At 30.6% G+C, this 23,195-nt stretch carries 28 protein-coding genes; 23 read left to right on the top strand and 5 right to left on the bottom strand.

All coding sequences use genetic code 11. The features are described from left to right. Positions 1–4: 4 nt before the first annotated feature. From MSM_RS04085 to MSM_RS04075, 3 genes are read right to left on the bottom strand one after another with little or no spacing between them, the layout of a single operon-like run. Positions 5–295 carry a winged helix-turn-helix domain-containing protein gene (locus MSM_RS04085; protein WP_004035531.1) on the bottom strand — a complete coding sequence of 97 codons (291 nt, stop codon included), beginning with the start codon at positions 293–295 and terminating at the stop codon, positions 5–7. Continuing rightward, positions 292–1,101, bottom strand: coding sequence for a helix-turn-helix transcriptional regulator (locus tag MSM_RS04080; RefSeq protein WP_011954108.1), 810 nt, complete (start codon positions 1,099–1,101; stop codon positions 292–294). Before MSM_RS04080 ends, MSM_RS04085 begins: the two co-directional genes overlap by 4 nt. Before the next feature lie 5 nt (positions 1,102–1,106). Then, positions 1,107–1,898 (bottom strand): helix-turn-helix transcriptional regulator, encoded by a 792-nt coding sequence (locus MSM_RS04075; protein ID WP_011954107.1) that lies wholly within the window; start codon positions 1,896–1,898, stop codon positions 1,107–1,109. A 328-nt stretch (positions 1,899–2,226) separates the two neighbouring features. Between MSM_RS04075 and MSM_RS04070 the strand changes: the two genes are divergently transcribed. The 14 genes from MSM_RS04070 to MSM_RS04005 all read left to right on the top strand — a co-directional run bounded on the left by MSM_RS04070 (position 2,227) and on the right by MSM_RS04005 (position 14,583). Further along, complete coding sequence (locus tag MSM_RS04070) at positions 2,227–2,727, top strand: type II toxin-antitoxin system VapC family toxin (protein ID WP_004033112.1); 501 nt, start codon at positions 2,227–2,229, stop codon at positions 2,725–2,727. A gap of 12 nt (positions 2,728–2,739) precedes the next feature. Continuing rightward, positions 2,740–3,873 carry a DUF2117 domain-containing protein gene (locus MSM_RS04065; RefSeq protein ID WP_011954106.1) on the top strand — a complete coding sequence of 378 codons (1,134 nt, stop codon included), beginning with the start codon at positions 2,740–2,742 and terminating at the stop codon, positions 3,871–3,873. A 4-nt stretch (positions 3,874–3,877) separates the two neighbouring features. Then, positions 3,878–4,882, top strand: coding sequence for a methanogenesis marker 2 protein (locus MSM_RS04060; protein WP_011954105.1), 1,005 nt, complete (start codon positions 3,878–3,880; stop codon positions 4,880–4,882). Between the two features lie 57 nt (positions 4,883–4,939). Beyond that, positions 4,940–6,481, top strand: coding sequence for a methyl-coenzyme M reductase-associated protein Mmp3 (mmp3, locus tag MSM_RS04055; RefSeq protein ID WP_011954104.1), 1,542 nt, complete (start codon positions 4,940–4,942; stop codon positions 6,479–6,481). Then, positions 6,459–6,935 carry a methanogenesis marker 6 protein gene (locus tag MSM_RS04050; RefSeq protein WP_004033116.1) on the top strand — a complete coding sequence of 159 codons (477 nt, stop codon included), beginning with the start codon at positions 6,459–6,461 and terminating at the stop codon, positions 6,933–6,935. The genes mmp3 and MSM_RS04050 overlap by 23 nt, the downstream gene beginning before the upstream one ends. 4 nt (positions 6,936–6,939) lie before the next feature. After that, complete coding sequence (locus MSM_RS04045; protein WP_011954103.1) at positions 6,940–7,383, top strand: methanogenesis marker 5 protein; 444 nt, start codon at positions 6,940–6,942, stop codon at positions 7,381–7,383. A gap of 2 nt (positions 7,384–7,385) precedes the next feature. Beyond that, positions 7,386–8,627: a methanogenesis marker 15 protein gene (locus MSM_RS04040; RefSeq protein WP_011954102.1), complete on the top strand. Its 1,242-nt coding sequence runs from the start codon at positions 7,386–7,388 to the stop codon at positions 8,625–8,627. Between the two features lie 15 nt (positions 8,628–8,642). Then, complete coding sequence (locus MSM_RS04035; protein WP_004033119.1) at positions 8,643–9,203, top strand: methanogenesis marker 17 protein; 561 nt, start codon at positions 8,643–8,645, stop codon at positions 9,201–9,203. A gap of 62 nt (positions 9,204–9,265) precedes the next feature. Then, on the top strand, positions 9,266–10,132 hold the full coding sequence (locus MSM_RS04030) for a radical SAM protein (protein ID WP_004035521.1): 867 nt from the start codon (positions 9,266–9,268) through the stop codon (positions 10,130–10,132). A 178-nt stretch (positions 10,133–10,310) separates the two neighbouring features. Next, the gene (locus tag MSM_RS04025; RefSeq protein ID WP_011954101.1) at positions 10,311–11,132 is read left to right on the top strand and encodes an amino acid ABC transporter substrate-binding protein; all 822 of its coding nucleotides are present in this window, start codon (positions 10,311–10,313) and stop codon (positions 11,130–11,132) included. Between the two features lie 16 nt (positions 11,133–11,148). Next, a complete protein-coding gene (locus MSM_RS04020) occupies positions 11,149–11,799 on the top strand; it encodes an amino acid ABC transporter permease (protein WP_004033122.1) in 651 nt (216 codons plus the stop codon). Positions 11,800–11,810: 11 nt separating this feature from the next. Then, entirely contained in the window at positions 11,811–12,494 is a 684-nt protein-coding gene (locus MSM_RS04015; protein ID WP_011954100.1) for an amino acid ABC transporter ATP-binding protein, read from the top strand. A gap of 343 nt (positions 12,495–12,837) precedes the next feature. Further along, entirely contained in the window at positions 12,838–13,767 is a 930-nt protein-coding gene (gene mtnA, locus MSM_RS04010) for an S-methyl-5-thioribose-1-phosphate isomerase (protein ID WP_004035519.1), read from the top strand. Then, entirely contained in the window at positions 13,768–14,583 is an 816-nt protein-coding gene (locus MSM_RS04005) for a CPBP family intramembrane glutamic endopeptidase (RefSeq protein ID WP_080513220.1), read from the top strand. It begins immediately after the preceding gene. On the opposite strand, the gene MSM_RS04000 is transcribed toward MSM_RS04005, so the two are convergent. Continuing rightward, positions 14,567–15,574 carry a class I SAM-dependent methyltransferase gene (locus tag MSM_RS04000; RefSeq protein WP_011954098.1) on the bottom strand — a complete coding sequence of 336 codons (1,008 nt, stop codon included), beginning with the start codon at positions 15,572–15,574 and terminating at the stop codon, positions 14,567–14,569. The two genes, MSM_RS04005 and MSM_RS04000, sit on opposite strands and share 17 nt — an antisense overlap. A gap of 71 nt (positions 15,575–15,645) precedes the next feature. Here MSM_RS04000 and dph5 point away from each other — a divergent pair, with 71 nt between their 5' ends. The 4 genes from dph5 to MSM_RS03985 all read left to right on the top strand — a co-directional run bounded on the left by dph5 (position 15,646) and on the right by MSM_RS03985 (position 18,437). Continuing rightward, positions 15,646–16,458, top strand: a complete 813-nt coding sequence (dph5, locus tag MSM_RS03995; protein WP_011954097.1) for a diphthine synthase — start codon at positions 15,646–15,648, stop codon at positions 16,456–16,458. A 284-nt stretch (positions 16,459–16,742) separates the two neighbouring features. Next, the gene (locus MSM_RS09210) at positions 16,743–16,898 is read left to right on the top strand and encodes a hypothetical protein (RefSeq protein WP_004033128.1); all 156 of its coding nucleotides are present in this window, start codon (positions 16,743–16,745) and stop codon (positions 16,896–16,898) included. A gap of 186 nt (positions 16,899–17,084) precedes the next feature. Next, positions 17,085–18,008: a coiled-coil domain-containing protein gene (locus MSM_RS03990; protein ID WP_011954096.1), complete on the top strand. Its 924-nt coding sequence runs from the start codon at positions 17,085–17,087 to the stop codon at positions 18,006–18,008. Between the two features lie 3 nt (positions 18,009–18,011). Beyond that, on the top strand, positions 18,012–18,437 hold the full coding sequence (locus MSM_RS03985) for a hypothetical protein (RefSeq protein WP_004033130.1): 426 nt from the start codon (positions 18,012–18,014) through the stop codon (positions 18,435–18,437). Here MSM_RS03985 and MSM_RS03980 read toward each other — a convergent pair. Next, on the bottom strand, positions 18,429–19,181 hold the full coding sequence (locus MSM_RS03980) for an archaeosine tRNA-ribosyltransferase (RefSeq protein WP_011954095.1): 753 nt from the start codon (positions 19,179–19,181) through the stop codon (positions 18,429–18,431). The two genes, MSM_RS03985 and MSM_RS03980, sit on opposite strands and share 9 nt — an antisense overlap. Before the next feature lie 188 nt (positions 19,182–19,369). On the opposite strand from MSM_RS03980, the gene hdrC reads away from it, so the two are divergent. The 5 genes from hdrC (at position 19,370) to MSM_RS03955 (ending at position 23,073) form a co-directional block, all read left to right on the top strand. Beyond that, the gene (gene hdrC / locus MSM_RS03975; protein ID WP_048058613.1) at positions 19,370–20,395 is read left to right on the top strand and encodes a CoB--CoM heterodisulfide reductase subunit C; all 1,026 of its coding nucleotides are present in this window, start codon (positions 19,370–19,372) and stop codon (positions 20,393–20,395) included. Between the two features lie 22 nt (positions 20,396–20,417). Then, positions 20,418–21,314, top strand: coding sequence for a CoB--CoM heterodisulfide reductase subunit B (gene hdrB, locus MSM_RS03970; RefSeq protein ID WP_004033133.1), 897 nt, complete (start codon positions 20,418–20,420; stop codon positions 21,312–21,314). A 268-nt stretch (positions 21,315–21,582) separates the two neighbouring features. Further along, positions 21,583–21,849 (top strand): DUF749 domain-containing protein, encoded by a 267-nt coding sequence (locus MSM_RS03965; protein WP_004033134.1) that lies wholly within the window; start codon positions 21,583–21,585, stop codon positions 21,847–21,849. Beyond that, positions 21,846–22,370, top strand: a complete 525-nt coding sequence (locus MSM_RS03960) for a DUF2096 domain-containing protein (RefSeq protein WP_004033135.1) — start codon at positions 21,846–21,848, stop codon at positions 22,368–22,370. The genes MSM_RS03965 and MSM_RS03960 overlap by 4 nt, the downstream gene beginning before the upstream one ends. Positions 22,371–22,383: 13 nt before the next feature. Next, the gene (locus MSM_RS03955; RefSeq protein ID WP_004035508.1) at positions 22,384–23,073 is read left to right on the top strand and encodes a metallophosphoesterase family protein; all 690 of its coding nucleotides are present in this window, start codon (positions 22,384–22,386) and stop codon (positions 23,071–23,073) included. The last annotated feature ends 122 nt before the right edge of the window (positions 23,074–23,195 follow it).

Raw genomic sequence — 23,195 nt, 5'->3', positions numbered from 1 at the left:
TATATTATGCAGTTATTGTCATCATCTCTTTTATTTTTTCGTATTCTTCATGATTTTTTAGCAGTAAATCTGTAGGATAGTATAATGAACCATAGCTGTCAGATTCACACATTACTAATTTGCTTTTGCATAAAATCTCTAAATGGTATTCAATAGTATTGTAATCCATTTCTATGATTCTTGCTATCTGACTTCCGTTATATGGGCGTATCAGCAGCAAATCTACAATTTTTGCAGAAGTTTTTCCTCCTTTTCTTTTTAAAAAGATTTGGTGAAGTAACTTTTTAATTGTCATTGGTTCCATCTCCACTCTTTTGTTTGATTATATAATAATGCTCCCCATTTCAATCCTTCATGGGTTTTATCAATTAGGATTTGTGAGTCATCGTAGTGCCCGTCTTTAAAAAATAATGTAAGTGACATAAATTCATCCCCCAATGTTAAAAAGGTTTTTAAAGGATTTTTTATGCAAATTATTTTTACATTTTCATTATTAATCAGCCATTTTTTAAATAATGGATTTCTATGAATTAATGGCAGTATGTCCTGGTGGGTGATTAATTCAAGTTTGTGCAGTGTTTTTTCTTGGATTAATTGAACAATTTGCCTTAAATGGTTTTCTGAAAAAATAGGTAATGTTATTTTTAATTCTTCGACATTTTCAATTAATTTGGTGTAGCTATTGTAAGCTTTTGATAAATTACTTGTTGTAGAAGATATACATTCTGCATTTTTTAAAAGATAAATGTTTTTAAGATTTTCTTGGGGGATGGCTGTTAAATCATGGGAATTCCAAAAATCTTCGTTTTTGTTAGTTGCATACCAGTTATCAATTAATTTGATCATGTTTGTGGTTAACAGATAACCGTTTGATGTTAATTGATAATATTTTTGAACTTTTTTAACAAAATTTAAATTTTCCAATTCTTTTAAACCATGCAGTATTGTTGCTGATGGCTTTTCTAATTCTATTCGTAAATCATCTAAGTTTTTTGATTCATTATAAATGCTTAATAATAATTTTGTTCGCATTGTTGATGTAAGTATATACTTGATACCTTGATATTCCTCTTTTAAATCATTTTTAATTTTTGTTGCCATAATAATCACCAATTCGCTTTTACGTTTTCAAAAAGATTATTAGCCCATTTTATGGCTTGCTGGTTTTCAGATGTTAGAAGTCTGTTCTGATCAAAGCTACCGTCACTTTTAAAAAGTCCCAAATTAGTATTTTTATCGGATATAATCAGATATAAGTTTAAATTCTCTTTTAACTTATGCACTTTCAAACATCCGTTTCTAATACTTTTCTTTTTAATTTCTGTTTCTATATTATCCATTAAACTTTCAAAAATTTCATCATTTATTATTAATTCAACGTTACCTCCTTTTTGTAGTACCTGTTCAATAATAACAGGATAATCAGGATGTAAATATGGGAATATTGCTTTAATGTTGTATGACATTAATAGCTGTCCTTTTATGGTATTATGAGTTTTATAAATGTCAATAGGGGTTGTTTTAATTAATTGGGAATCATGCAAACTGGTTATATTTTTCAGGGAATCTAAATTAATCTGTTTTACATCATGCTTATCCCAAAATTCATCAAATTGATTTATTAATTTTATTGCATTTTTAAACTCTAATATTATATTTAAGTACATTTTTGTTGTTTGGGTTAAATAATATTTGTTTTTTATTTTCTGAATATATTTTTCTTGCTGTAATTTGTGGAGATTACTTGATAGGGTACTATAAGTTATTTGTGTTGTATTGACCAATTCTTTTATATTTTGGGGATTTTTACTTAGTATGTTTAATATATGGAGTCGTATTCCAGACTTTGTTAAAAACTGTATTTTCTGATTTATATTTTCTACTTTTGTTGACATCATTTTTGCCTCATTTAATTTTTCAATATGTACTCCAATTTTCAATTTTTGTACAATAATTGTATAATATCAAGTTTCTTATACAGATTTAAATAGATTTTTCAAATTTTCATCAAATTTTCCTCCAATTTGTTCCCAATTTTCCTCCAATTCTTTAATAAAATTTTTGAACACTCATGTCTTTTTTAAGCTATTTTTAAGAATTTTTTGTACACTTTAATGTAAATTTTAATTATTTTGTTAATTAGTTGATAACTTGATTATAACTCTTTTTTAATGGGTTATGTGGATTTGACAATATTTATTAATTTTTAAAATCATAATAAAAATCATGGAAATTTATTTTGTTTTAGATGCATCTGCTTTTATCAACGGTTTTGGCTTGGAATCAAATAATAATTATACTGCTCCTGAGATTACTCATGAAGTTAAAGATTTTGAGTCAAAATTAACATTGGATATGGCTATTAGAGATGGAAAATTAATTATTCAGGATGTTGGTGAAAAATACATTAAAGAAGTTAATGAAATCATATCAAAATCAGGGGATGTTTTACGTTTATCTGTTCCTGATAAAAAATTAATAGCTTTAGCTTTAATGCTTAGAGATGAAGGCAAAAATATTAAAGTTATAAGTGATGATTATACTATTCAGAATACTTTAAAAATTATTAATATTCCTTATTCCGGAATCATGACTGATGGAATTAAAGGTGTTTACAATTGGAAAAAGGTTTGTGAAGGTTGTAAAAAAGAATTTGATGAAAATTATCCTTTTGATGATTGTGATGTTTGCGGATCTAAGGTTTTTAAAAAGAGAATAAAATTGTAATTCGGTGTTTTTATGGAAATTGGTGTAGTGGTTCACGGACCTAATATTATTGATTCTAACTGGGCTTTAAAGTTAATTAATTTATTATCTGGATATGGTGATGTTTCAGCCAGATTAGGTGGGACTATGGGAAGAACTGCGGTTATTGATGGGTCTTTAGAAGATATTATTGACATATCTAAAAAATTAGTTCCAAGCGACTCTTTAAAATTATTCAATGATGCAGATGTGGATGTTATATTTTTAATAAACTATGGAAAGTCTGATGTAACAGGTCAGGTTTTTGGCTATAAGGTTTATAATCATTATCTCTCAAAAATAAATAAAAATAACATTCCGGTAATTCAAATTGAAAGGCCCGGTGAAAGTGATGGAAGCATAATTTCATGGAATGGAAATAATAAAAATCTAGTCGATGATTTGTCTCAAAAATTAGATTTGAATATTGTCACTCCTGAAGAAATTTATGACAATCATTTTAAACAGGATAAAATAGATGATACTAAGATTCAAAGAATAGTGCATGGTGTTAGCCCTGATGAGAATATAATGGTTAACAGTATTGTTATTGGCAAATCAAATAGTGATAAAATCACTTTGATAGCCAAAGACGGTTACATTACAGAAATCATTGGCGGAACAATAAAAGAACACGGTGTTGAAAAATTAGGAAGAGTTGATTTGGCAAAGGCTATTGTAAAAACAGGGCTTTTAAGAAAATCTAAGGTAAAACCTAGAGTCCTGAAAAAAAATGAATCTGAAGATGTTTTTAAAATAGCTTTTCTAGACCATGCCGGAGAGGATGTTTATCAGTTTAAGGATGCAGATCTGGTAGTTACTGTTGGAGATGATACTACATTAATAGCTTCAGATATTTTATATAGATTCAATATTCCAATTGTCGGGATTACCGATGGTGATTTGGATAAAGTTGTTGAAGATGGTTTTAAAGCTAAAAATTCCATAATATTTGAATTTGAAAGCGGAACTGATGATGTTGTTGGTAGAAAAATATTTGAATTGATTTTTAAAAAGGAAAAGATTTTAGTCAAATCCAGAAATTCTAAAAATATTGATGAAATTAGGGATGAAATCATTAAAATAACAAATCTTTTAAATTGCAAATATAATATTATAAATATCTAAAAAAATGATGGATGGTGTTTTTATTTCAGATTTTAAAAACCTTGTAAAAGCAGTTCAAGAATTTGAGGGAGTGACCCGTAAGTCTTCTATTGATACTGTAACCTCTCTTTTGACTGAATCATATAATGTTTCAGGTGATGTTGTAATTGACATTGGTGATGATGCTTCAGCTATTGATATTGGAAATAATCAGGTAGTTTTAATAGCTGCAGATGGCATATGGGGTCAAATAATGAATGTTAACCCATATTGGGCGGGTTATTGTTCTGTTCTTGTTAATGTAAATGATATTGCAGCTATGGGTGGAAAACCCTTGGCTATGGTTAATATAATGTCAGTAAAACATGATGAAATTTATGAAAATTTACTGGCAGGTATTAAAGACGGCTGTTTGAAGTTTGGTGTGCCTATGGTTGGAGGTCATCTACATCCTGATGGTGAAGTTGATTCTTTGGGAGTAGCTATTGTAGGAATTGCAAAGAAAGATAAATTAATCACTAGCTTTGGAGCAGAAGTAGGTGATAAAATCATCGTTGCTATTGATTTAGACGGCAAACCTCATGAAATGTTTGAACTAAATTGGGACACTACTTATGATAAGGATAAACAACTGGTTCAGGACCAAATTACAGCGGTTCAGTATTTGGCTGAAAGAGATTATATTAAATCTGGAAAGGATATTAGTAATCCGGGTATTTTAGGAACTTTGGAAATGTTGCTTGAAACATCTGATAAAGGAGCAATTGTCAATTTGGAGGATATTCCGAAAAATGAAAATATCAGTTGGGAAAATTGGTTAAAATCATATCCTGGTTCTGGTTTTATATTTACAGCAAATGAGGAAAACTGTGAATTTATTAAAAAGTATTTGAAGGATTATTCTATTGAAGCAAATGTTGTCGGTGAAGTTACTGGGGAGTGTTCTTTATATTTGGTTAATGGCGATGGTGAAAAACTGGAAGTTTTCAATCAAAAAACCAATCCGGTTTTTAAATCTAAAAAGGAATAATTATTTTTATAAGCTTTAAAATTTATATATTAATTAAAATTCTTTGTGGGAGATTATATGTTAATAAAAATTAATGGAGAAGAAATGAATGTAGCAGAAGGTTCTACAATTCAAGATGTTATTGATGAATCTAATGCTCCATACACTCCCGGCAGTATTATCTGTTTAATTAAGGGTAAAAAAGAACTTGAAAAGAATGTCAGCAAATTTAAAATTAAAACAACGCAAGGATCAGTTATTTTGGAACTTCTTGATACTAAAGAAGCACAGCCTTTAGTTGATGTTTGGAAAAAACAGTATAAGGATTTTGAAAACTTGTCTATTAGGTGGTCAACTTCAAATGAAGTGGCTATTGGTCCTGTTGTTACTGATTTGGAACCTACTTCTGAAGAGTATAAATATTATGAAGGGGATGTTGTTTTAAGTTTATCCAGTTTTAGTAATGAGTCTACACATTTAATTCTTATTAAAGAAAACACTACTAATGTTTACAGTGTTCCTCCATTTAATAAAGGAATATTTGCACGAGTCATTGGTGGTAAAAAAACTTTAAACTTACTGACGGACGATGATGAAGTGAAAGCTATTGAACCTATTATTGAGAGAAGCACAACTACAGATTCTTCTGCAGTATCTGATTTGGACACTGTTTTGGAAGAAGGCAATGAGTTATTTACTTATGTTTCACTGGAAGTTGACAATGATTCTCCGGTTTCTGTTGAGCATCTGTTTTCAGTTATTAAAGACGGCAGAATTAAAGTTGATTTTGAATCAGAGTCATTTTTAGGATTTTATGAGTTGAAAGGAATAAATAAACCTAAAGAAAATGTCGTTTCCAGAACAAGAGGAACTGTGACTGTGAGAAACAGTGGTGTGGGTGTTGGAAAATTATATATTTACAGAGAAAATAGGGTTTTAAGTCCAAATCACACCAATGTAGGTAAAATCATAAAAGGAATGGAAATTGTTGATATAGCTAAAAAAGGAGATTTTATAACTATTAAATCTAATCAGGACAGATTAATGTTGCTTGGTCATAATCAAAATGAAATTGATGAAAAATTAGCTAGTTTAAACATTGAACATATTAAAGAGGGAGTAACTGGCGAGGATGCTTTAATTGTAGAGCAGACTCCAAAATATACTATTGATATTTTAAATGAGGGAAAAGTGACAACTAAATCCATCCATAAAGATGATTTATGTGAAATTAACTTTACTGATAATGCTCCAAGAACGGTCAAATACTTTAAATTAGTATCCGGTCTTTTGGAAGAGCCGATTGGTAAAATTAAAGTTCATTTTTCAGTACCTGGAATGCACATATTAATATTTGAAGGTGATTCAAATACTTCAAAAGGTCTTGTTCCGGAAAATACTCCTGAAAATATTGTAAAAGCATGCGAAATTGGTATAACTAATATGGCTGCAAAGAATGTTGGTTTAATCGGAGTAAGATTTGAAGATAATAAAGAATTCGGGCCGACTGCAGAATCATTTAGTTCAACAAACATTTTAGGTAAAGTTGTCTCTGATTATTCTAAACTTGAAAAATTTAAAGATGGAGAGATAGTTTATGTTAAGGAATCTAACGATTAGTCCGGAATTGGATAAGGAAGATTGGGACCCTGATGTAATTACCCGTATGATTATAATTGCTCCTGGAGCTCATGTTAGTGAAAGTGAAATTGTTAATGAGTTGCATATGCTTGATTTGCCTCTTACAATAAAAAATACCTGTTACGGTTCTATGGTAAGTGGAAAAACAAAGGATGTTTTTGAAGCGATTCGCGAAATAAGAAAATTGGATCCGAATCACATTTTCACAAAAGAAAGAGGTTTTGCTCCTGGAGATCCTAGAAGATGCAGAGGCCACAGATTTGGACCAAGAGAAGGTTTCCACCAAATGGAAGATGAATACAGATTACTTGGTGATGTGGCAGATGCTTTGGAAAATCCTCGTGATGTAGAAGTTGAGGTTGAAAAACCGATTGATGTTGATGAATTTAAAAAAATTATGAATGAATGTTTAGAAAATAATAATGATAGGTGAAAACATGGTGAAAGTAGCTATTTATCCTCCAAATTCATTAATCTTAGCAGATTTAATTGAAAGGAAAGGTCACACTCCTTTAGTTCTTCAAAAACAAATAAGGCAAAAAATTAAAGATCCGGAAATTGATTCTCCTCCAATGAATATTACTGAAGAAGACCCGATTAAAGGTCTTAAATACGCGGCTATTGAAGTTCCTTCAGGTGTTCGTGGAAGAATGTCCATTATAGGTCCTTTGATAGATGAAGCTGAAGCAGCTATTTTAGTTGATGGTGCTCCATTTGGTTTTGGTTGTGTAGGTTGTGCTAGAACAAATGAATTGTCAATATTCCTGCTTAGGCAAAGGAATATTCCTATACTTGAAATTACATATCCAAAAAATAGGGATGGAACATTTTTAATGGTAAATCAAATTAATGAGTTTTTAGACTCTCTTAAGGAGGAATAATAATGGTTAAAATTGCTTTAGTTTCATGCGGAACTGAATATAGTGGAATTCAAAAAGAAATTGAAAAAGCAGCTAATACTTTTGGTGCAGAAATTATTCTTCCGGAAATTGATTTGGATTATATTGATGAATCATATGCTAAATTTGGATTTTCTGCTCAAAGTTCAAGTTTAAAATTAATGATTGCAAGAGCAATGGCAATTGTTGAAGGAAGATGCAAACCTGATGCAGTATTTATTGCTTCCTGTTTCAGATGTGCAGAAGGAGCTCTTGTAAGAAATGCAGTACGTAAATTCCTGCAGGATAATACCCGTATTCCGGTAGTTACATATTCATTTACAGAAAGAACAAAAGCGGATGAATTGTTTATTCGTATGGAAGCACTAGCTACTACTGTAACACGTAGAAGTATTCTTGCCCGTGAAAAACAGGAAGGCCTTACTTTAGGTATTGATTCAGGTTCAACAACTACAAAAGTTGTAGCTATGGAAAATAATAAGGTTATTGGTACTGGCTGGACAGAAACAAAAGATATTATGGGTTCTGTTTACAAAGGTGTTGAAGAAGCTTTTGCAGATACTGAATACACAATTGATGATGTTGATGGAATTGGTACTACTGGTTATGGTCGTATAAATATTGGTAAACAGTTAAATGCTGAATTAATCCAAGAGGAATTATCTGTTAATGCAAAAGGTGCAGTATATTTGGCAGGTCATCAAAAAGGAGAAGCCACTGTATTGGATATTGGTGGTATGGACAATAAGGTAATTACTGTTAATGACGGTATTCCTGACAACTTTACTATGGGGGGAATTTGTGCTGGTGCATCTGGAAGATTTTTAGATTTGGCTTCCCGCCGTTTAGATGTTTCTATTGAAGAATTAGGTCCTCTTGCTTTACAGGGGGATTATAGAAATGCATTACTTAACAGTTATTGTATTGTTTTCGGTATTCAGGATTTAGTTACTACTCTTGCAGCTGGAGGTTCTAAAGCTGATGCAGCGGCTGCAACCTGTCATTCTGTAGCTGAACAAGTTTATGAACAACAACTTCAGGAAATTGATTTAAGAGAACCTCTTATACAGGTAGGGGGAACATCATTAATTTCCGGACTTGTTGAAGCTGTTAGTGAAATGTTAGGTGGTATTGATGTTATTGTACCTCCGTATTCTCAACACATTGGAGCAGTAGGTGCTGCTCTTTTAGTATCTGGAATGGGTCACAGGCAAGATAATAAATAGTCAAGAGTTGATTTGATGTTAGTAGAATGCTATGATGAAAAAGGCGCAGAAGTCTATGAAATGATTATTAAACAGATTTTTCAGGATTTGGTTCTTGGTCCTGCTGTTGAAGATTTAAAAGCTTTTGCTAACCCTGATGAAGCAGTTTTTATTTTAGCTATTAAAATGAAAAAGACTTCTGGAGTTATTAAATTTGGTGATGTGGCTAACTTCACTTATGATAAAAATAATAATGTTACTAAAATATTTATTGAAAATGAGAATTATCTTCCAAATATTTTAAAGTTATTGTGGAGAAGATATTCTAGAGATGAACTTTATCAGCCGACCAGATACAATATTGATCTTGACGGAAATCAGATGGAATTGGAAGATTTGGTTGTTGATGATCCTCATTCAAATCTTCAAAGAAGAATTTATGATGCAATCTTTAGAATTTTGCCTGAAGGATTTAAAATAATTAAAGATGTTTCTGTTGGAGATATTGTGGCAGTAATAGCTACTGATGAATTAATTAAGGATGATTGGATTGACAAAGCTAATGACTATATTGCAGAGTTGAATAGGGGTTTGTAGATAACTTTATAATATAGTTCGATTATATACAAACATAATTACAAGTAGGGGAGTGATGTTATATGAATGAACATAACGGTTCCAGGTTTGCACACATAACTAAAGCACATCCATGTTTTAATGAAAAAATGCATGATAAGGTAGGTAGAGCTCATGTGCCTGTAGCACCAAAATGTAATATTTACTGTAATTTCTGTACTAGGAATATAAATGATGAGGAAAATAGACCGGGGGTTACTAGCTGTATAATGAAACCAGATGATGCTATCAGCCATGTTGATGATGTAACTGCAGAAGGACCAATTTCTGTAGTTGGTGTAGCTGGACCTGGAGACTCATTAGCGAATGAGGAAACTTTTGAGTTTTTTGAAAAGCTAGGTAAAACTCATCCTGATTTAATAAAATGTATGAGTACTAACGGTCTTTTACTTCCTAAATATGCAGACAGATTGGCTGAACTTGGAGTAAATTCTGTTACTGTGACAATTAATGCAGTTGATCCTGATATAGCAATGGATATTTACTCATTTATTAAATATGAAGGGAAAGTTTACAAAGGATACGAAGCCGCTGAAATATTAATTAAAAATCAGTTGGATGGTGTTGAAAAAGCGGCTAAAAATGGTATGGTTGTTAAAGTTAATTCTGTTTTAATTCCAGGATTAAATGATGAACATATTGTTGAAATAGCTAAGGAAGTTAAAAAACGAGGAGCTTCTTTAATGAATGTTTTACCACTTATTCCATTAAATAAAATGAAAATTTATGAACGTCCGGGATGTTCCATGATGGAAAAGGTTCGTGAAGAAGTTGAAGAAATTATTCCTGTATTTAGAGCATGTACTCAATGTAGGGCAGATGCTTATGGTATTCCAGGTAAAAAAAGCGAAGACCATCATTTAGGAATGACTCCTCAAAGTCATTACTAATTTTTCTTTTTTTAATTAATTTTTTTCATTTTTTTTATTATTGCATCCATTCATTTTTTCAGCAATTAATAGTATAAAATAATAAATATTTAAAGAAATAAAACTTATTGTATAGCTTAGATTTTTTACTTAATTTAAGAATTTAAGATATGTTTAATAGATATTTTGGTGTTAAAATATGGATAAGAAAATTGGAATTATCGCTTGTATAATCGTCATAATAGCTTTAATTGTTGGTGTGGCGGCATATTCTGGCGTATTTGATGGGGAAAGTAAAGTAGTTAACGATGATAAGACATTAGTTGTTGGATTTGATGCAGAATTTCCTCCATATGGTTACAAAGATGACAATGGGGAGTATGTAGGTTTTGATTTAGATGTAGCACAGGAAGTTTGTGACAGAAACAATTGGACTTTAGTTAAACAACCTATTGACTGGGATGCTAAAGACAGTGAATTAAATTCCGGAAGTATTGATTGTATCTGGAATGGATTTACTATGAATGGCAGAGAAGACCAATACACCTGGTCTGATCCTTACTTTGATAACAAACAGGTTATTGTTGTTAAAAACGGTTCAGGTATTGATTCTTTAAGTGACTTAAAAGGTAAAAATGTAGAAACTCAAAAAGATTCCTCTGCATTAGCTGCACTTCAAGGTGATCAAAAAGCATTAGCAGATACATTTGGAAACTTAGTTGAAGTAGCTGATTATAATACTGCATTTATGGACTTAGAATCTGGAGCATGTGATGCTATTGCAGTTGATATTGGTGTTGCACATTACCAAATAAATTCAAAAGATAATGATGGCGATTTTGTAATATTAAATGACAATATATCATCAGAACAATATGCTATTGGATTTAAAAATGGTAACACTGAATTAAGAGACCAAGTACAATCCACTTTAGATGAAATGTTTAAAGACGGTACTATTGATAAAATTGCTGACAAATACAGTGATTATGATATTAAAGATTCTCTTATAAGGAAATAAATTAGGCGAATAATATATGTTATTAAGTACTGTAATAACAGAATTATGTGGAGGTATGATTACCTCCATAGAAATTTTTTTACTCACTTTATTATTTTCACTTCCTCTAGGTCTTGTAGTAGCTTGGGGAAGAATGAGTAAGTTCAAACCGTTAAGATGGTTAATGAAAGTGTATATCTCAATTATGAGAGGTACACCATTAATGTTACAATTAATTGTAGTGTTCTTTGCACCGTATTATGTTTTTGGTGCTTCATTATCTCCTGATTATAGGATGATATCTGTAATCATTGCTTTTTCAATTAATTATTCTGCGTACTTTGCTGAAATTTACAGAGGGGGAATTGAAGCTATTCCTAAAGGACAGTATGAAGCTGCACAGGTATTAGGTTATAACAAATTAGAAACATTTTTTATAATTATTTTGCCTCAGGTCATTAAAATAGTCCTTCCTTCAATAACAAACGAAGTAATTACTCTTGTAAAAGATACATCTTTGTCCTTTGTAATAGCTATTCCAGAAATGTTCACAGTAGCTAAGCAAATTGCTGCTGCAGAAGCTTCAATTATGGCATTACTTATAGCGGGTGTATTTTATTACATATTCAATGTAATTGTTGCATTTGTAATGGAATACATTGAAGAAAAATTGGATTATTATGATTAGGGGGAAATATCATGAGTTTATTAGAAATTAAAAATCTTAAAAAAAGTTTCGGTAAAAATGAAGTATTGAAGGATATTTCTCTTAAAGTGGATAAAGGTGAAGTTTTATGTATAATTGGACCGTCTGGTTCAGGTAAATCTACATTACTCAGATGCATAACTGGTTTAGAAACCAAAGATAGTGGAATCATTGATTTTGACGGAACATTTGGATTGGTTTTCCAGGATTTCAATTTATTCCCTCATCATTCAGTTATGAAAAACATTACTAATGCACCTATTAAAGTTCAAAAAAGAAATAAAGATGATGTTTACAGGGATGCCAGAAATTTACTTAAAAAGTTAGATTTAACTGATAAGGAAGATTCTTATCCATGTGAATTATCTGGTGGTCAACAGCAAAGGGTTTCTATTGCAAGAGCTTTAGCAATGAATCCTAATATTTTATTCTTTGATGAACCAACATCTGCCCTTGATCCGGAGCTAACTGGTGAAATTTTAAGGGTAATAAAGGATTTAGCAACTGAAAAGATGACTATGGTTATTGTTACACATGAGATGAGCTTTGCTAAAAAGGTTGCAGATACAGTTATATTTATGGATGACGGTTTTATAGTTGAAAATGGAAGTCCTGAAGAAGTATTTGCTTCTGATAATCCAAGAATGAAAGAATTCTTAGGAAAATTCTATGATTAATTGATATACAAGATTTTATCTTGTATCTTTTTTTTAATTTTTATAAAATTTAGGATTAATTAAATTAATTCACTAATATTTTTTGGTATTTTTTTATTTTTCTTCAATAAAATCTTAAAATATATATAATATTTCAAATATAAAATATAAGTAGATGTATTTTTACATCTCTAATCAATTTCCAATATAATGGATATTTCATTAGGAAGAAAAGCATAATTTTAAAATTAAAAAACTATTAATTATATTTTTAATTAATGGATTTAAATTAGAAACTAACGGGGAATTATGCTTTTCCTTTTTTTAAAGATTTATTATTTCTAATTAACAGAAGGTATTATTTATGAAAACACTTGAATGGGAAGATAATAAATTAAAGCTTATTGATCAAACAAAACTTCCAGATGAATTGACTTATGTTTATTGTAATGATTATAAGGAAGTTATTGTAGCTATTAAGGACATGATTGTTAGGGGAGCTCCAGCTATTGGAGTTGCAGCAGCTTTTGGAATGGCATTGGCTGATTTGCATGGTGAAGATTTAGATAATGCTGCAGATGAAATTAAAGCAGCAAGACCAACAGCTATCAATTTATTTTGGGCAGTTGACAGGGTTTTAAATAGTGATGACCCATTGGAAGAAGCTTTAACCATGTATAAAGAAGATATTGATACTAATTTAGCTATTGGGAGATATGGTGCCGAAATAATTGAGGATGGAGATACTGTTTTAACACATTGTAATGCTGGAGCACTGGCCTGTGTTGATTATGGTACTGCTTTAGGTGTTATTCGTTCTGCATTCCATCAGGGAAAAAATATTAATGTAATATGTGATGAAACACGTCCAAGAGGTCAAGGAGCCAGATTAAGTGTTTGGGAAATGCAGCAGGAAAACATTCCAGTCAAATTAATTCCTGATGTGGCTTCAGGTTATTTGATGTCTCAATACAAAATTAATAAAGTTGTAATTGGTGCAGATAGGATAGCTAAAGGTGGTGTTGTAAATAAAATAGGCTCTTTAATGGTTGCTTTAGCAGCTAAACATTTCCATGTTCCATTTTATGTAGCTGCTCCATTATCTACTTTTGACATGGATGCTTCTGTATTTGACACTGAAATTGAAGAAAGAGACGGCGATGAGGTAAGATATTATGGCGGATGTAGGATTTGTCCTAAGGGAACTGAAGTTATTAATCCTGCATTTGATATTGTGCCAAAGGAGCTTATTACTGGTATTATAACTGAAAATGGAATTATTGATCCAATTTAGGTGATTGATATTAATGAAAAATTTTCACAAAAGCATGTTATTTTGTTCAGCATACTTTTAGCATTGGCTTTTGTTGTAATTTTTGGATTTGGGGCAGTAACAATTGGTTTAATATTTATACTGCCTCCGGAAATACTTAGTTTGCCCGCAATGGATTATGTTTTATCTTCAATTAATAATCTTTTTGCTTTTGTTATTTTAATAATTATAGCTAAAAAACTAGGGTTATTTGAGGACATTCCATGGAATGTTAGGGGGATTTCTAAAGGATTGCTTTTGGGAATTCCGGTTTTATTGTTCTGTTTAGTTCAGCTATCCGGAATCTTAGAGGCAACCTATGATTGCAGTATTGTAGTTAATGTATTTGGTGTGGTAGCTGCTTTAATTTACTGTGCGGCAATAGCTTTGTGGGAAGAATTTCTTTGCCGTGGAGTTATTCTTACAAATATGCTTAAAAAATGGGGTAACTCTAAAGGAGGTATTGTTAAGGCAGTGATATTATCTGCATTCATATTTGGATGTGCTCATATTATCACAGGTTTTGGCGGAGACTGGACTAATACAGCTATTCAAATAGTTTATGCATCATTTATGGGATTATTATTTGGTGTTATTTATATCAAAACAGAAAGTTTAGCTTCCACTATTGTTCTTCATTTCATATTGAATTTAACTGCCTATACAATGCCTTATGTGATGCCAAATTTCCAAGCTATGAATCCGGTAACATTTATATTGTCAATATTTGGATTTGTTTGTCTTTGGGTTATTGAAACTTATGTTTTGATTGATGATATAACTAAGAAATTACTTTAGCGTCAATTGCAACATGCCACATTCCGGGACTGCTGGATTTAACTTTGCGGGTATTTAAAATCTCGACTTTTTTATTTTCTTTTTTTGCAGCTTTTTGCAGGCGTTCTATTCCCTGTCCGTAGGAATCAGAAAACTCATAATAATTTATAATTCCGTTATTCGCTGTTAATGTCATGGCCAAATCCAAAAACTCATAAGCAAGCCCAGGCAGATTCATTATAATCCGGTCATATTTTTTATTTAGATTTTTACTAACTTCATTAATGTCGCCGCAGATAGCTTCAATATTATGTAGTTTGTTTAAGCGGATATTTTCATTTAAGTATTTTATTGCATTTTTATTAATGTCAACAGCAGTAATGTTTACATTATTGTTTTTAGCTATTACTACAGGAAAAGGGCCGATTCCACAGAACATATCCAGAATATTTTCATTTTCTTCTACACTGTCACTTACTCTTTTTCGTTCAGTAGCTAGTCTTGGTGAGAAATAAACTTCTTCAACATTTAGCTTTAAGCGTGTTCCATGTTCTTTATGGATGGTTACAGGATTGTTTTTACCTGCAATAAGTTCCAAATCCCTAATTCTTATTGTTCCGTGTATTGCGCTTTTTTTCATGTAAACTGATTTTCTTTTGGTAAATTCAAGGGTAGCTTTTCCGATTTTTGATTTTTTTTCTTCCAAATTCTCTGGAATTTCTACAATTACAATGTCTCCGATTATATCAAATGATGTTTTTAAATCTTCAATTTCTTTAGAAGTTAAATCATCTTTAAGCAGTTCACTTATGTTTTTAGGATATCTTTTCATGGCTTCTAATTCGACATCAACAATTTCATAATTGCACTTAAAATCAGCATCAGTATTTATTGGTATGAAACCGTATTCATCTTCTGTTTTTATTTTGTAATCCATATTCATTAACTGTTTTTCCATCAGCTTTTTTCTTGTGTTATTTAATTCTTTTAATGGAACTTTAACTGATTTCATACTAAATACCTCTAATACTAATCTTTGTTTTAGTTTTATTATAATATTTTCTAAAAAAACACTTTTATACTATGTTTTTAAAATCTTATACTATGTTTTATTTAGTTGGATTAGGATTATTTGATGCAGGCGATATCAGTCTTAAAGGTTTGAAATGTTTAAAAAGTGTCGATAAAATTTATGCGGAATTTTTCACTTCCAGATTATTTGGTTCTAGCTTTGATGAGATTGAATCTCAGATAGGTAAAAAAATTGAAGTTTTAGTTAGAAATGAAGTTGAAGAAGAAAGTAAATTTTTAGATGAAGCTATTGATTTGGATGTAGCTTTAATTACTGGAGGGGATCCTTTAATAGCTACTACCCACAGTGATTTTTTAGTTCAATGTTCTAAAAAAGGCATTGATTACGAAGTGATTCACGGATCATCTATTTTATCTTCTGCACCGGCTATTTCCGGACTTCAAGGCTATAAGTTCGGTAAGGTTACAACCATTCCTTTCCCTGATCATAATTTCTATCCAAAATCTCCATATACAGCTATTGAAGAGAACTTGGCTATGGAGTTACATACTTTAGTTTTACTTGATATTCAAGCTCATAAAGACCGTTACATGACTGTTAATCAGGGTTTGGAATATCTGATGAATATTAAAAATACTTTAGATTATGATGGGGCAGTTACTGAAGATACTCTTGCTGTTGGTATTGCAAGGGTAGGCTCTAAAGATGTTGTTGTAAAAGCCGGTAAAATTAGTCAGTTGATTGATTATGATTTTGGAGGACCTCTTCACTGTATTGTTATTCCTTCCAAACTTCATATTGTTGAAGCAGAATATCTGGTTGAGATAGCTGGAGCTGACAGTGAAATTCTTGATGAAATTTAAATTAAAATAAGGGGAGAGAAGTAGAACGTGTTTTTTGGATTTTCTACTTCTTAAATTCAATGAAACATATCCTAATATATTTTTGGAGATTATAAAATGGTTGACTGATGTTCATTGTCTGACATGAATTTTACTTCACATCGTATTATACTTTATTTTCATCACATATAAATGTTTTTATTTGTTTTTTTAGGAAAGTGATGTAATTTTTGTTTTTTGTTTAGTGAATTTATGTGAAAAAACACTTACTAATTTATGTATAATAAGTTACAGTACTATTATACATGACAAAAAACAAACGTGTAACCATTACTATCAATAATGATTTGGACTTGCATTTTCGTAAACTGGCTTCTTCCAAGATGCTTTTTGAAACGGGGTGGTATTCTAAAGCTGTTGAAGAAGCAATGGAGCTGTGGATTGAAAATGAAAGTCTTTAAATTTTTATTTTTTTATTTTTTTTTTTGATCCGTTTGGCTGTGGCTAAAATATATGGTAGTAAGTTAAATGATTTGCAAATTGGAAACAAAATTGTAACTGCTTAAATGGATTTTAATTAATTTCTTACTTTTTTGGATAAACTATTTAAATTAATAAGTTGTATTTATTATTAATAGGTGTTCAAAATGGAAAATGATGATTATAGAACTGTCAGAGTCTATACTAAAAAGTACACTAGCAAAGACAAAGACGGTAATGCTATTGAAAAGGAATCAAAACAAAAACAGGTTAGTCTCAAAAAAGAAGACCCTTTTGAAGATAATGATCTTGTTCGTGTTCTTTCAAGTGAAGAATATGAGGAATTGGTTGGCAATCAGTTTTCTCAGGATAAATTAAACGAGTATGAAGAAATTATTAATAAAAAAGACAATCAGATTGCCGATTTAAATAATCAGATAAATATACTTAAAAATTCATTTTTTGATAATGTGGACGATTTAAAAGAACAGATTAATGATAAGGATGAACTGATTAAAGCTAAGGATGAAATTCAGGAACTTAATAAAAAACTTAATAAAGTAGATGAAGAAAGAGTAGCTATTTTTAAAGAGCTTGATTATAAAAATAAGATGATTTTAGCTTACAATGTGGAATTAAACAAGTCTATTCTTAATGCAATTAATGTTGTCATTGATGAAGCAAGAGACAATATTAATAAGAGAAATGCTCAGTTAGTTGAAGATTTAGAAAAATCCATATCTAAAGCTAAACATGATGTAAATGAGAAGAATAAAGCTATAGCATTTGAGATAAATAGTACTATTGATGACATGAATGAACAAATTCGTGAGACAAGCATGATTAAAATGCTATTAAATAAAAACAAGATTAATTTAAAAGTACCTACTGAGGATTTGCTTAAACCTTTTGAGTTTGATTTCAGTGTCGAACAGTTTTTGTCAGGTCAGGCATTAGAACTTGATGCGTCTGAAATTTTAAAGGAAGTAATGCCTAAACTTCCTGAACCATTTTCCAAATATATTGACACATTAGATGATGATGAATATGAAACAGCACCTATTGATGTTAAACACAAAAAGGGAGATTAGATTATGGAATTTAGAAACGTCAATACTTCTAATTTAACATTCAAATATCCTGTAACCTGGGAAAAAGAAAAAGCAGACACTTATAATAATCCTGATTGTGTAGCTACATTGTCTAAAGGGGAAGAAAATTTACTTAATGTTGTAATGTTTCCAACAAGAACAAATATTGAAGATTATAAGTTATTTATGGAGGATGCTATCAGTGATGATGGTGGTGTTATTTTAGAATCCGATTTTGTTGAAATCGCCGGAAAACATGCTATTAAAACACATGCAAATATGGATACTCCAGATATCAACTTTGACATTCACAATTATGTGTTTATAGAAAATGGAAATATTTATATCTTTGAATTGAGAACTGTTGAAGCTTCTTTGGAACCAGTTACAGAATTTAAAGATATGATTAATACTTTAGTATTAAAATAATTGACTGTATTCTAAAAGATAATCTTTATGTTGTTTATCTAATATTTTTAAAGCAGAAACATTTTGAGGACTGGTAAGTGACCTTTCTTCAACTAAATTTCTCAATGAACTGTTTTTCATATGAGTTTGGATTTCTTTAATTACAAAATTAAGAGCTTCAATATTTTTTTCTTCAAGTTCTTCTCTTGTTATGTTTTCATAAATGGGGTAAGTTTCCAGGTCATATGTTTTAGTTGGAGTTAACAGAACATTTAAATAACTATAATAATTGCTGGAATCCGCTAAAAATCCATCAACACCTATGTAAGCTAAAAGAGGCATAAATGATGGTTCAGCAAATGAAAATATTAAATAGCTGGTCGGGTGCATATTTTTTCTTAAATTAACAATCATATTGCTTAGATCTTTCGGATGTAATAATAATTCATCACTGTTAGCTATTATAAATCCGTTATAACCTATTTCTTCTAACTGTTTTAGACAATCAATTCTTAAATCAATATATTTTGAACCTTGAATTACAGCTACATTGCATTTATCTACATTTTCTTTAGCTAGTTTTAAAGTTTCTTTAACATTGAATTGGGCAATTTCACGGTCAATATTATATGCAGACCCTTCAGAAGGTGCTATTTTAATATCATTTTTAAAAAATAATTTGGGGGTAGCTGCATCGTTTATTTTTCCAACTCTTCCAGGTCCATCATGTGATTTTATTTCAAATTTTTCAATCAATTTAAACATTCCATTTATTTTCTTAACATTATATTGGTTTTACTTTCTATTTTAAGGTTATCCAAAATATAACTGGTAGTGTAATCTTTTAGCTTACACTTTTGAAAAATTTAGTAACCTTTATATATGGTTTTTTGACAGAATATTAGTATGGATTTGAGGAATATATTCCGATGATTATCCGAGGTGTGTTTTCAATGTCTATTATTGATAATCTAAAATCTTTATTTAAAAGAGGTAAAGATAATGAAGAAAAAGGTATTGATGATTTAAAATCTGAAGATACCAAAGTTACATCTTCCAACAATCTTGATGAAAGTATTGTTTCAGGAACTAAAACTACTGAACCTATGGTTAAGATTAAAATTAGTTCAGATGACACTGAGGATATGACTTTTAAAAAAGACGTTAAGACTTCTGAAACTAGTGATGTTGAAGAAAACGAAGAAATTGCTCCGGAAATTGATGATGCAGAGGAAAAAACTGAAGTTCTTGACGAACTAGATATTTTAACTGATGATTCAAATGAGGATGATGAAGTTTCTGAAGATGAAAATAACACCACTGAAACTGAAGACGAGTCAATTGATGAGTCTGAAGAAGTAGTTAACGACGAAAAAGTTGAAAACGAAGTTTCAAAAGATAATGATAAAAAGAGAGATAATATGACTTTATTGACTGATAAAGAATTATTAACCGATGCAAATCGTGATAAAGAATTTACAGCAGAATTCATTGATGCTGGAATCGAAACAGTTAAACATTGTTTCCAATGTGGTACCTGTGGTGGAAGTTGTCCTTCTGGAAGAAGAACTCCTTATAAAGTAAGACAAATAGTAAGGAAATGTTTACTTGGTTTAAAAGAAGAAGTAATTTCCGATGATGCTTTATGGATGTGTACTACTTGTTACACCTGTCAAGAAAGATGTCCTAGAAGTGTTAAAATCGTTGAAATCATTAAAAAAGCACGTAACGTTGCTGCTCATGCTGGTTACATGGCTCTTGCTCACAAAAAAACTGGTTTATTTGTAATTAAAACCGGTCACGGAGTACCTATTAATGATGCAACTAAAGCTTTAAGATCCAAAATCGGTCTTTCAGAATTACCTGCAACCACTCATTCATTCCCAGAAGCTTTAGAAGAAGTACAAAAAATATGTGAAATCACTGCTTTTGATGAATTAATTGGTTATGATAAAGCAACCGGAGATTTAAAAGAATAATTTAATTGAGGAGAGTATTAATATGGAAATTGCATACTTCTTAGGTTGTATTATGAACAACCGTTACCCTGGTATTGAAAAAGCAACCAGACAATTATTTGACGCATTAGATATTGAATTAAAAGACATGGAAGGAGCATCTTGTTGTCCTGCTCCTGGTGTATTTGGTTCTTTTGATGAAAAAACATGGGCTTCCATTGCAGCTCGTAACTTATCCATTGCAGAAGATATGGGAATGGATATTATGACTGAATGTAATGGTTGTTTCGGTTCTTTAACTGAATGTAATCACATGTTAAAAGAAAGTGAAGACAAAAAAGCAGAAATTAATGAAGTTTTATCTGAAGTTGGTAAAGAATTCAAAGGAACTACTGAAGTAAAACACTTTGCACAAATCTTAAGAGACGATGTAGGATACGAAAAATTAGCATCCCTCATTGAAAAACCTTTAGACTTAAATGTTGCTGTTCACTACGGATGCCACTTCTTAAAACCAACTGCTGAAATCGGTATTGAAGAACAAGCAGAAGACCCATCTATCTTAGATGATTTAGTAGAAATCACTGGTGCTAAATCTGTACCTTACGAAGACAAAATGATGTGCTGTGGTGCAGGTGGAGGATTAAGATCCAGAGATTTAGATGTAACTTTAAGCTACACTAAAGAAAAACTCGAACACATGACTGAAGCTGGTGTAGATGCTATCGTTAATGTATGTCCGTTCTGTCACTTACAATTTGACCAAGGTCAAACTGAAGTAAATGATAAATACGGAACCGACTACGCATTACCTGTTTTCCACTTAGCTCAATTATATGGATTAGCTATGGGATTAACAGCTGATGATTTAACTTTAGATGCACAAGCTATTGATGCAGCTCCTGCTTTAGCTAAAGCATTAGGTGAAAACGCTAAATAATTGTAAGGATTAATTTCCTTTCAATTTTTTCATTTTTTTAGGCACTGAAAACACACTTTGGTTTTAATCATTGAATGAAATTATTTTTTCATTCATTTTTTACAGATTTTTTTTTAATTTTATTATTTTTTTATCCTGCATATTTGCGATTTTAAATTTTAGTTTTATATTTTACGAATAATTCGTAATTAACTTTATATATTATTAGTATAAAAGATATGATTGTTAAAATTCAATGATTTAAATTAAGTATATTTAAGGTGATAATATGTTTGTAGCAACATTAGATGGTATATTTAAATATCCAGATATTCCTGAAGAGTACGAACCATACGTACAATTCAAAGCAACTATTGAAAAAAGAGAAGTAAAAGATGGTGATGATTTAGCTATATTAAGTATTTCCGGTACTGATAGCCACCATGTATTATTTTTAGATTCTTATAATAACATTAGAGAAATTGAAAAAGAATTAAAAGATGCTGATGCTAAAATTAATCACACAACCTTAAAAATCATAGGTGGACATTTATGAGTTTACCTTCTGAGCAAAATTGGTTAATTGTTTTTAATCTTTTAACCGATTTAAATAAAAAAGGTTATGATATTCCTAAAGGAATTAATCCGGAATTAGGTTTAATCAGATCTTCAATAAGCTCATATAAAAAAGACCCATCTCATCCTGATTTAATTAATAGTTTAGCTAAAGCTGAAATGTCTTTAAACAGTATTCAAGAAACACTCTTGGAATTAGCTTCACAAGAAGGTGAAGAATATGTTGACAAATGGTTAGGTTTATTCAAAGATGCAATGCATGGTAAAGAAGTTTTTGAATTTCCTAAATCCCGTTCAACATTCATTGTTAACACTCCTCCGGGATTAACAACAGGGAGAATAACATTGAAAAAAGCATTGGCTGAAGAAAGAGTTCAAGAAATAGCTGAATGGAATGGTCTAATAATTGAATTTGAAGATGATGTTACTGTCGATCTTCATGGAGATAAAGAAGACCTTAAAACAGGTTTGAAAGAAATGGGATCTTTCTTTTTAGAATAAGTAAGTGATATTTATGAAAATTTTAGCAATAAGTGACGTTCACGGAGAAGACAACGAGAATTTATACAAATATCTTAATAATAATGACATTGATATTGTCATTATCACTGGAGATATTACTAATTTTGGCCCATTGGAGTTTGTTGATGAATTTATTGGCAAAATACTTGATTGTGACTGTGAAGTGATGGCTGTTCCAGGTAACTGTGATCCTGCAGGAATATGCAATGCAATTAGAGAATCAGATGCAATCTGTTTACACAATAACATTTTATCTTTTGATAATGTTGTTTTATTCGGATACGGTGGTTCCAATCCTACACCATTTGATACTCCTGGTGAGATTCAAGATAATAAAATCTATGGGGATGTTTATGAATTATTAGCTAATTATGATTTTGTAGCTAATGATGAAGTACCTAAAGTAAAAATATTGGTTACTCATGCTCCTCCTTATAATACTGGTGCCGATTTAACTGAAAGCGGAGATCACGTCGGCAGTCAGGGAATTTTAAAATCTATTCACGAGTTCCAGCCTCAAATTAATATCTGCGGTCATATTCATGAAGCAAAATCCATTAGTAAAATTGGAAATACTACAGATGTAGCTAATCCTGGAATGCTTAAGGATAATGGTGCAGTTTTAATTGATGTTGGTGAAGGTGCGGATTATACAATTAATATAATCTCTTTAGATGAGTAAATATCTTACTTATCTTTTTTATTATTTTTTTTAGTGGCTAAAATCAAATCACAAATTTTATTTAATATTAATTTAAGATATCTATTTATATTTCTAAAATTAAATAATTAGTTTGTGATTAT

The sequence above is a fragment of the Methanobrevibacter smithii ATCC 35061 genome (assembly GCF_000016525.1).
In the GTDB taxonomy this organism is placed as follows: Archaea; Methanobacteriota; Methanobacteria; order Methanobacteriales; family Methanobacteriaceae; genus Methanocatella; species Methanocatella smithii.
This window is presented reverse-complemented; position numbering and strand designations above follow the sequence as displayed.

Coding starts and splice junctions, on each gene's coding strand:
- MSM_RS04085 (WP_004035531.1), bottom strand. CDS start 295: ATGACAATTAAAAAGTTACTTCACCAAATCTTTTTAAAAAGAAAAGGA.
- MSM_RS04080 (WP_011954108.1), bottom strand. CDS start 1,101: ATGGCAACAAAAATTAAAAATGATTTAAAAGAGGAATATCAAGGTATC.
- MSM_RS04075 (WP_011954107.1), bottom strand. CDS start 1,898: ATGATGTCAACAAAAGTAGAAAATATAAATCAGAAAATACAGTTTTTA.
- MSM_RS04070 (WP_004033112.1), top strand. CDS start 2,227: ATGGAAATTTATTTTGTTTTAGATGCATCTGCTTTTATCAACGGTTTT.
- MSM_RS04065 (WP_011954106.1), top strand. CDS start 2,740: ATGGAAATTGGTGTAGTGGTTCACGGACCTAATATTATTGATTCTAAC.
- MSM_RS04060 (WP_011954105.1), top strand. CDS start 3,878: ATGATGGATGGTGTTTTTATTTCAGATTTTAAAAACCTTGTAAAAGCA.
- mmp3 (WP_011954104.1), top strand. CDS start 4,940: ATGTTAATAAAAATTAATGGAGAAGAAATGAATGTAGCAGAAGGTTCT.
- MSM_RS04050 (WP_004033116.1), top strand. CDS start 6,459: ATGTTAAGGAATCTAACGATTAGTCCGGAATTGGATAAGGAAGATTGG.
- MSM_RS04045 (WP_011954103.1), top strand. CDS start 6,940: ATGGTGAAAGTAGCTATTTATCCTCCAAATTCATTAATCTTAGCAGAT.
- MSM_RS04040 (WP_011954102.1), top strand. CDS start 7,386: ATGGTTAAAATTGCTTTAGTTTCATGCGGAACTGAATATAGTGGAATT.
- MSM_RS04035 (WP_004033119.1), top strand. CDS start 8,643: ATGTTAGTAGAATGCTATGATGAAAAAGGCGCAGAAGTCTATGAAATG.
- MSM_RS04030 (WP_004035521.1), top strand. CDS start 9,266: ATGAATGAACATAACGGTTCCAGGTTTGCACACATAACTAAAGCACAT.
- MSM_RS04025 (WP_011954101.1), top strand. CDS start 10,311: ATGGATAAGAAAATTGGAATTATCGCTTGTATAATCGTCATAATAGCT.
- MSM_RS04020 (WP_004033122.1), top strand. CDS start 11,149: ATGTTATTAAGTACTGTAATAACAGAATTATGTGGAGGTATGATTACC.
- MSM_RS04015 (WP_011954100.1), top strand. CDS start 11,811: ATGAGTTTATTAGAAATTAAAAATCTTAAAAAAAGTTTCGGTAAAAAT.
- mtnA (WP_004035519.1), top strand. CDS start 12,838: ATGAAAACACTTGAATGGGAAGATAATAAATTAAAGCTTATTGATCAA.
- MSM_RS04000 (WP_011954098.1), bottom strand. CDS start 15,574: ATGAAATCAGTTAAAGTTCCATTAAAAGAATTAAATAACACAAGAAAA.
- dph5 (WP_011954097.1), top strand. CDS start 15,646: ATGTTTTTAAAATCTTATACTATGTTTTATTTAGTTGGATTAGGATTA.
- MSM_RS09210 (WP_004033128.1), top strand. CDS start 16,743: ATGACAAAAAACAAACGTGTAACCATTACTATCAATAATGATTTGGAC.
- MSM_RS03990 (WP_011954096.1), top strand. CDS start 17,085: ATGGAAAATGATGATTATAGAACTGTCAGAGTCTATACTAAAAAGTAC.
- MSM_RS03985 (WP_004033130.1), top strand. CDS start 18,012: ATGGAATTTAGAAACGTCAATACTTCTAATTTAACATTCAAATATCCT.
- MSM_RS03980 (WP_011954095.1), bottom strand. CDS start 19,181: ATGTTTAAATTGATTGAAAAATTTGAAATAAAATCACATGATGGACCT.
- hdrC (WP_048058613.1), top strand. CDS start 19,370: ATGTCTATTATTGATAATCTAAAATCTTTATTTAAAAGAGGTAAAGAT.
- hdrB (WP_004033133.1), top strand. CDS start 20,418: ATGGAAATTGCATACTTCTTAGGTTGTATTATGAACAACCGTTACCCT.
- MSM_RS03965 (WP_004033134.1), top strand. CDS start 21,583: ATGTTTGTAGCAACATTAGATGGTATATTTAAATATCCAGATATTCCT.
- MSM_RS03960 (WP_004033135.1), top strand. CDS start 21,846: ATGAGTTTACCTTCTGAGCAAAATTGGTTAATTGTTTTTAATCTTTTA.
- MSM_RS03955 (WP_004035508.1), top strand. CDS start 22,384: ATGAAAATTTTAGCAATAAGTGACGTTCACGGAGAAGACAACGAGAAT.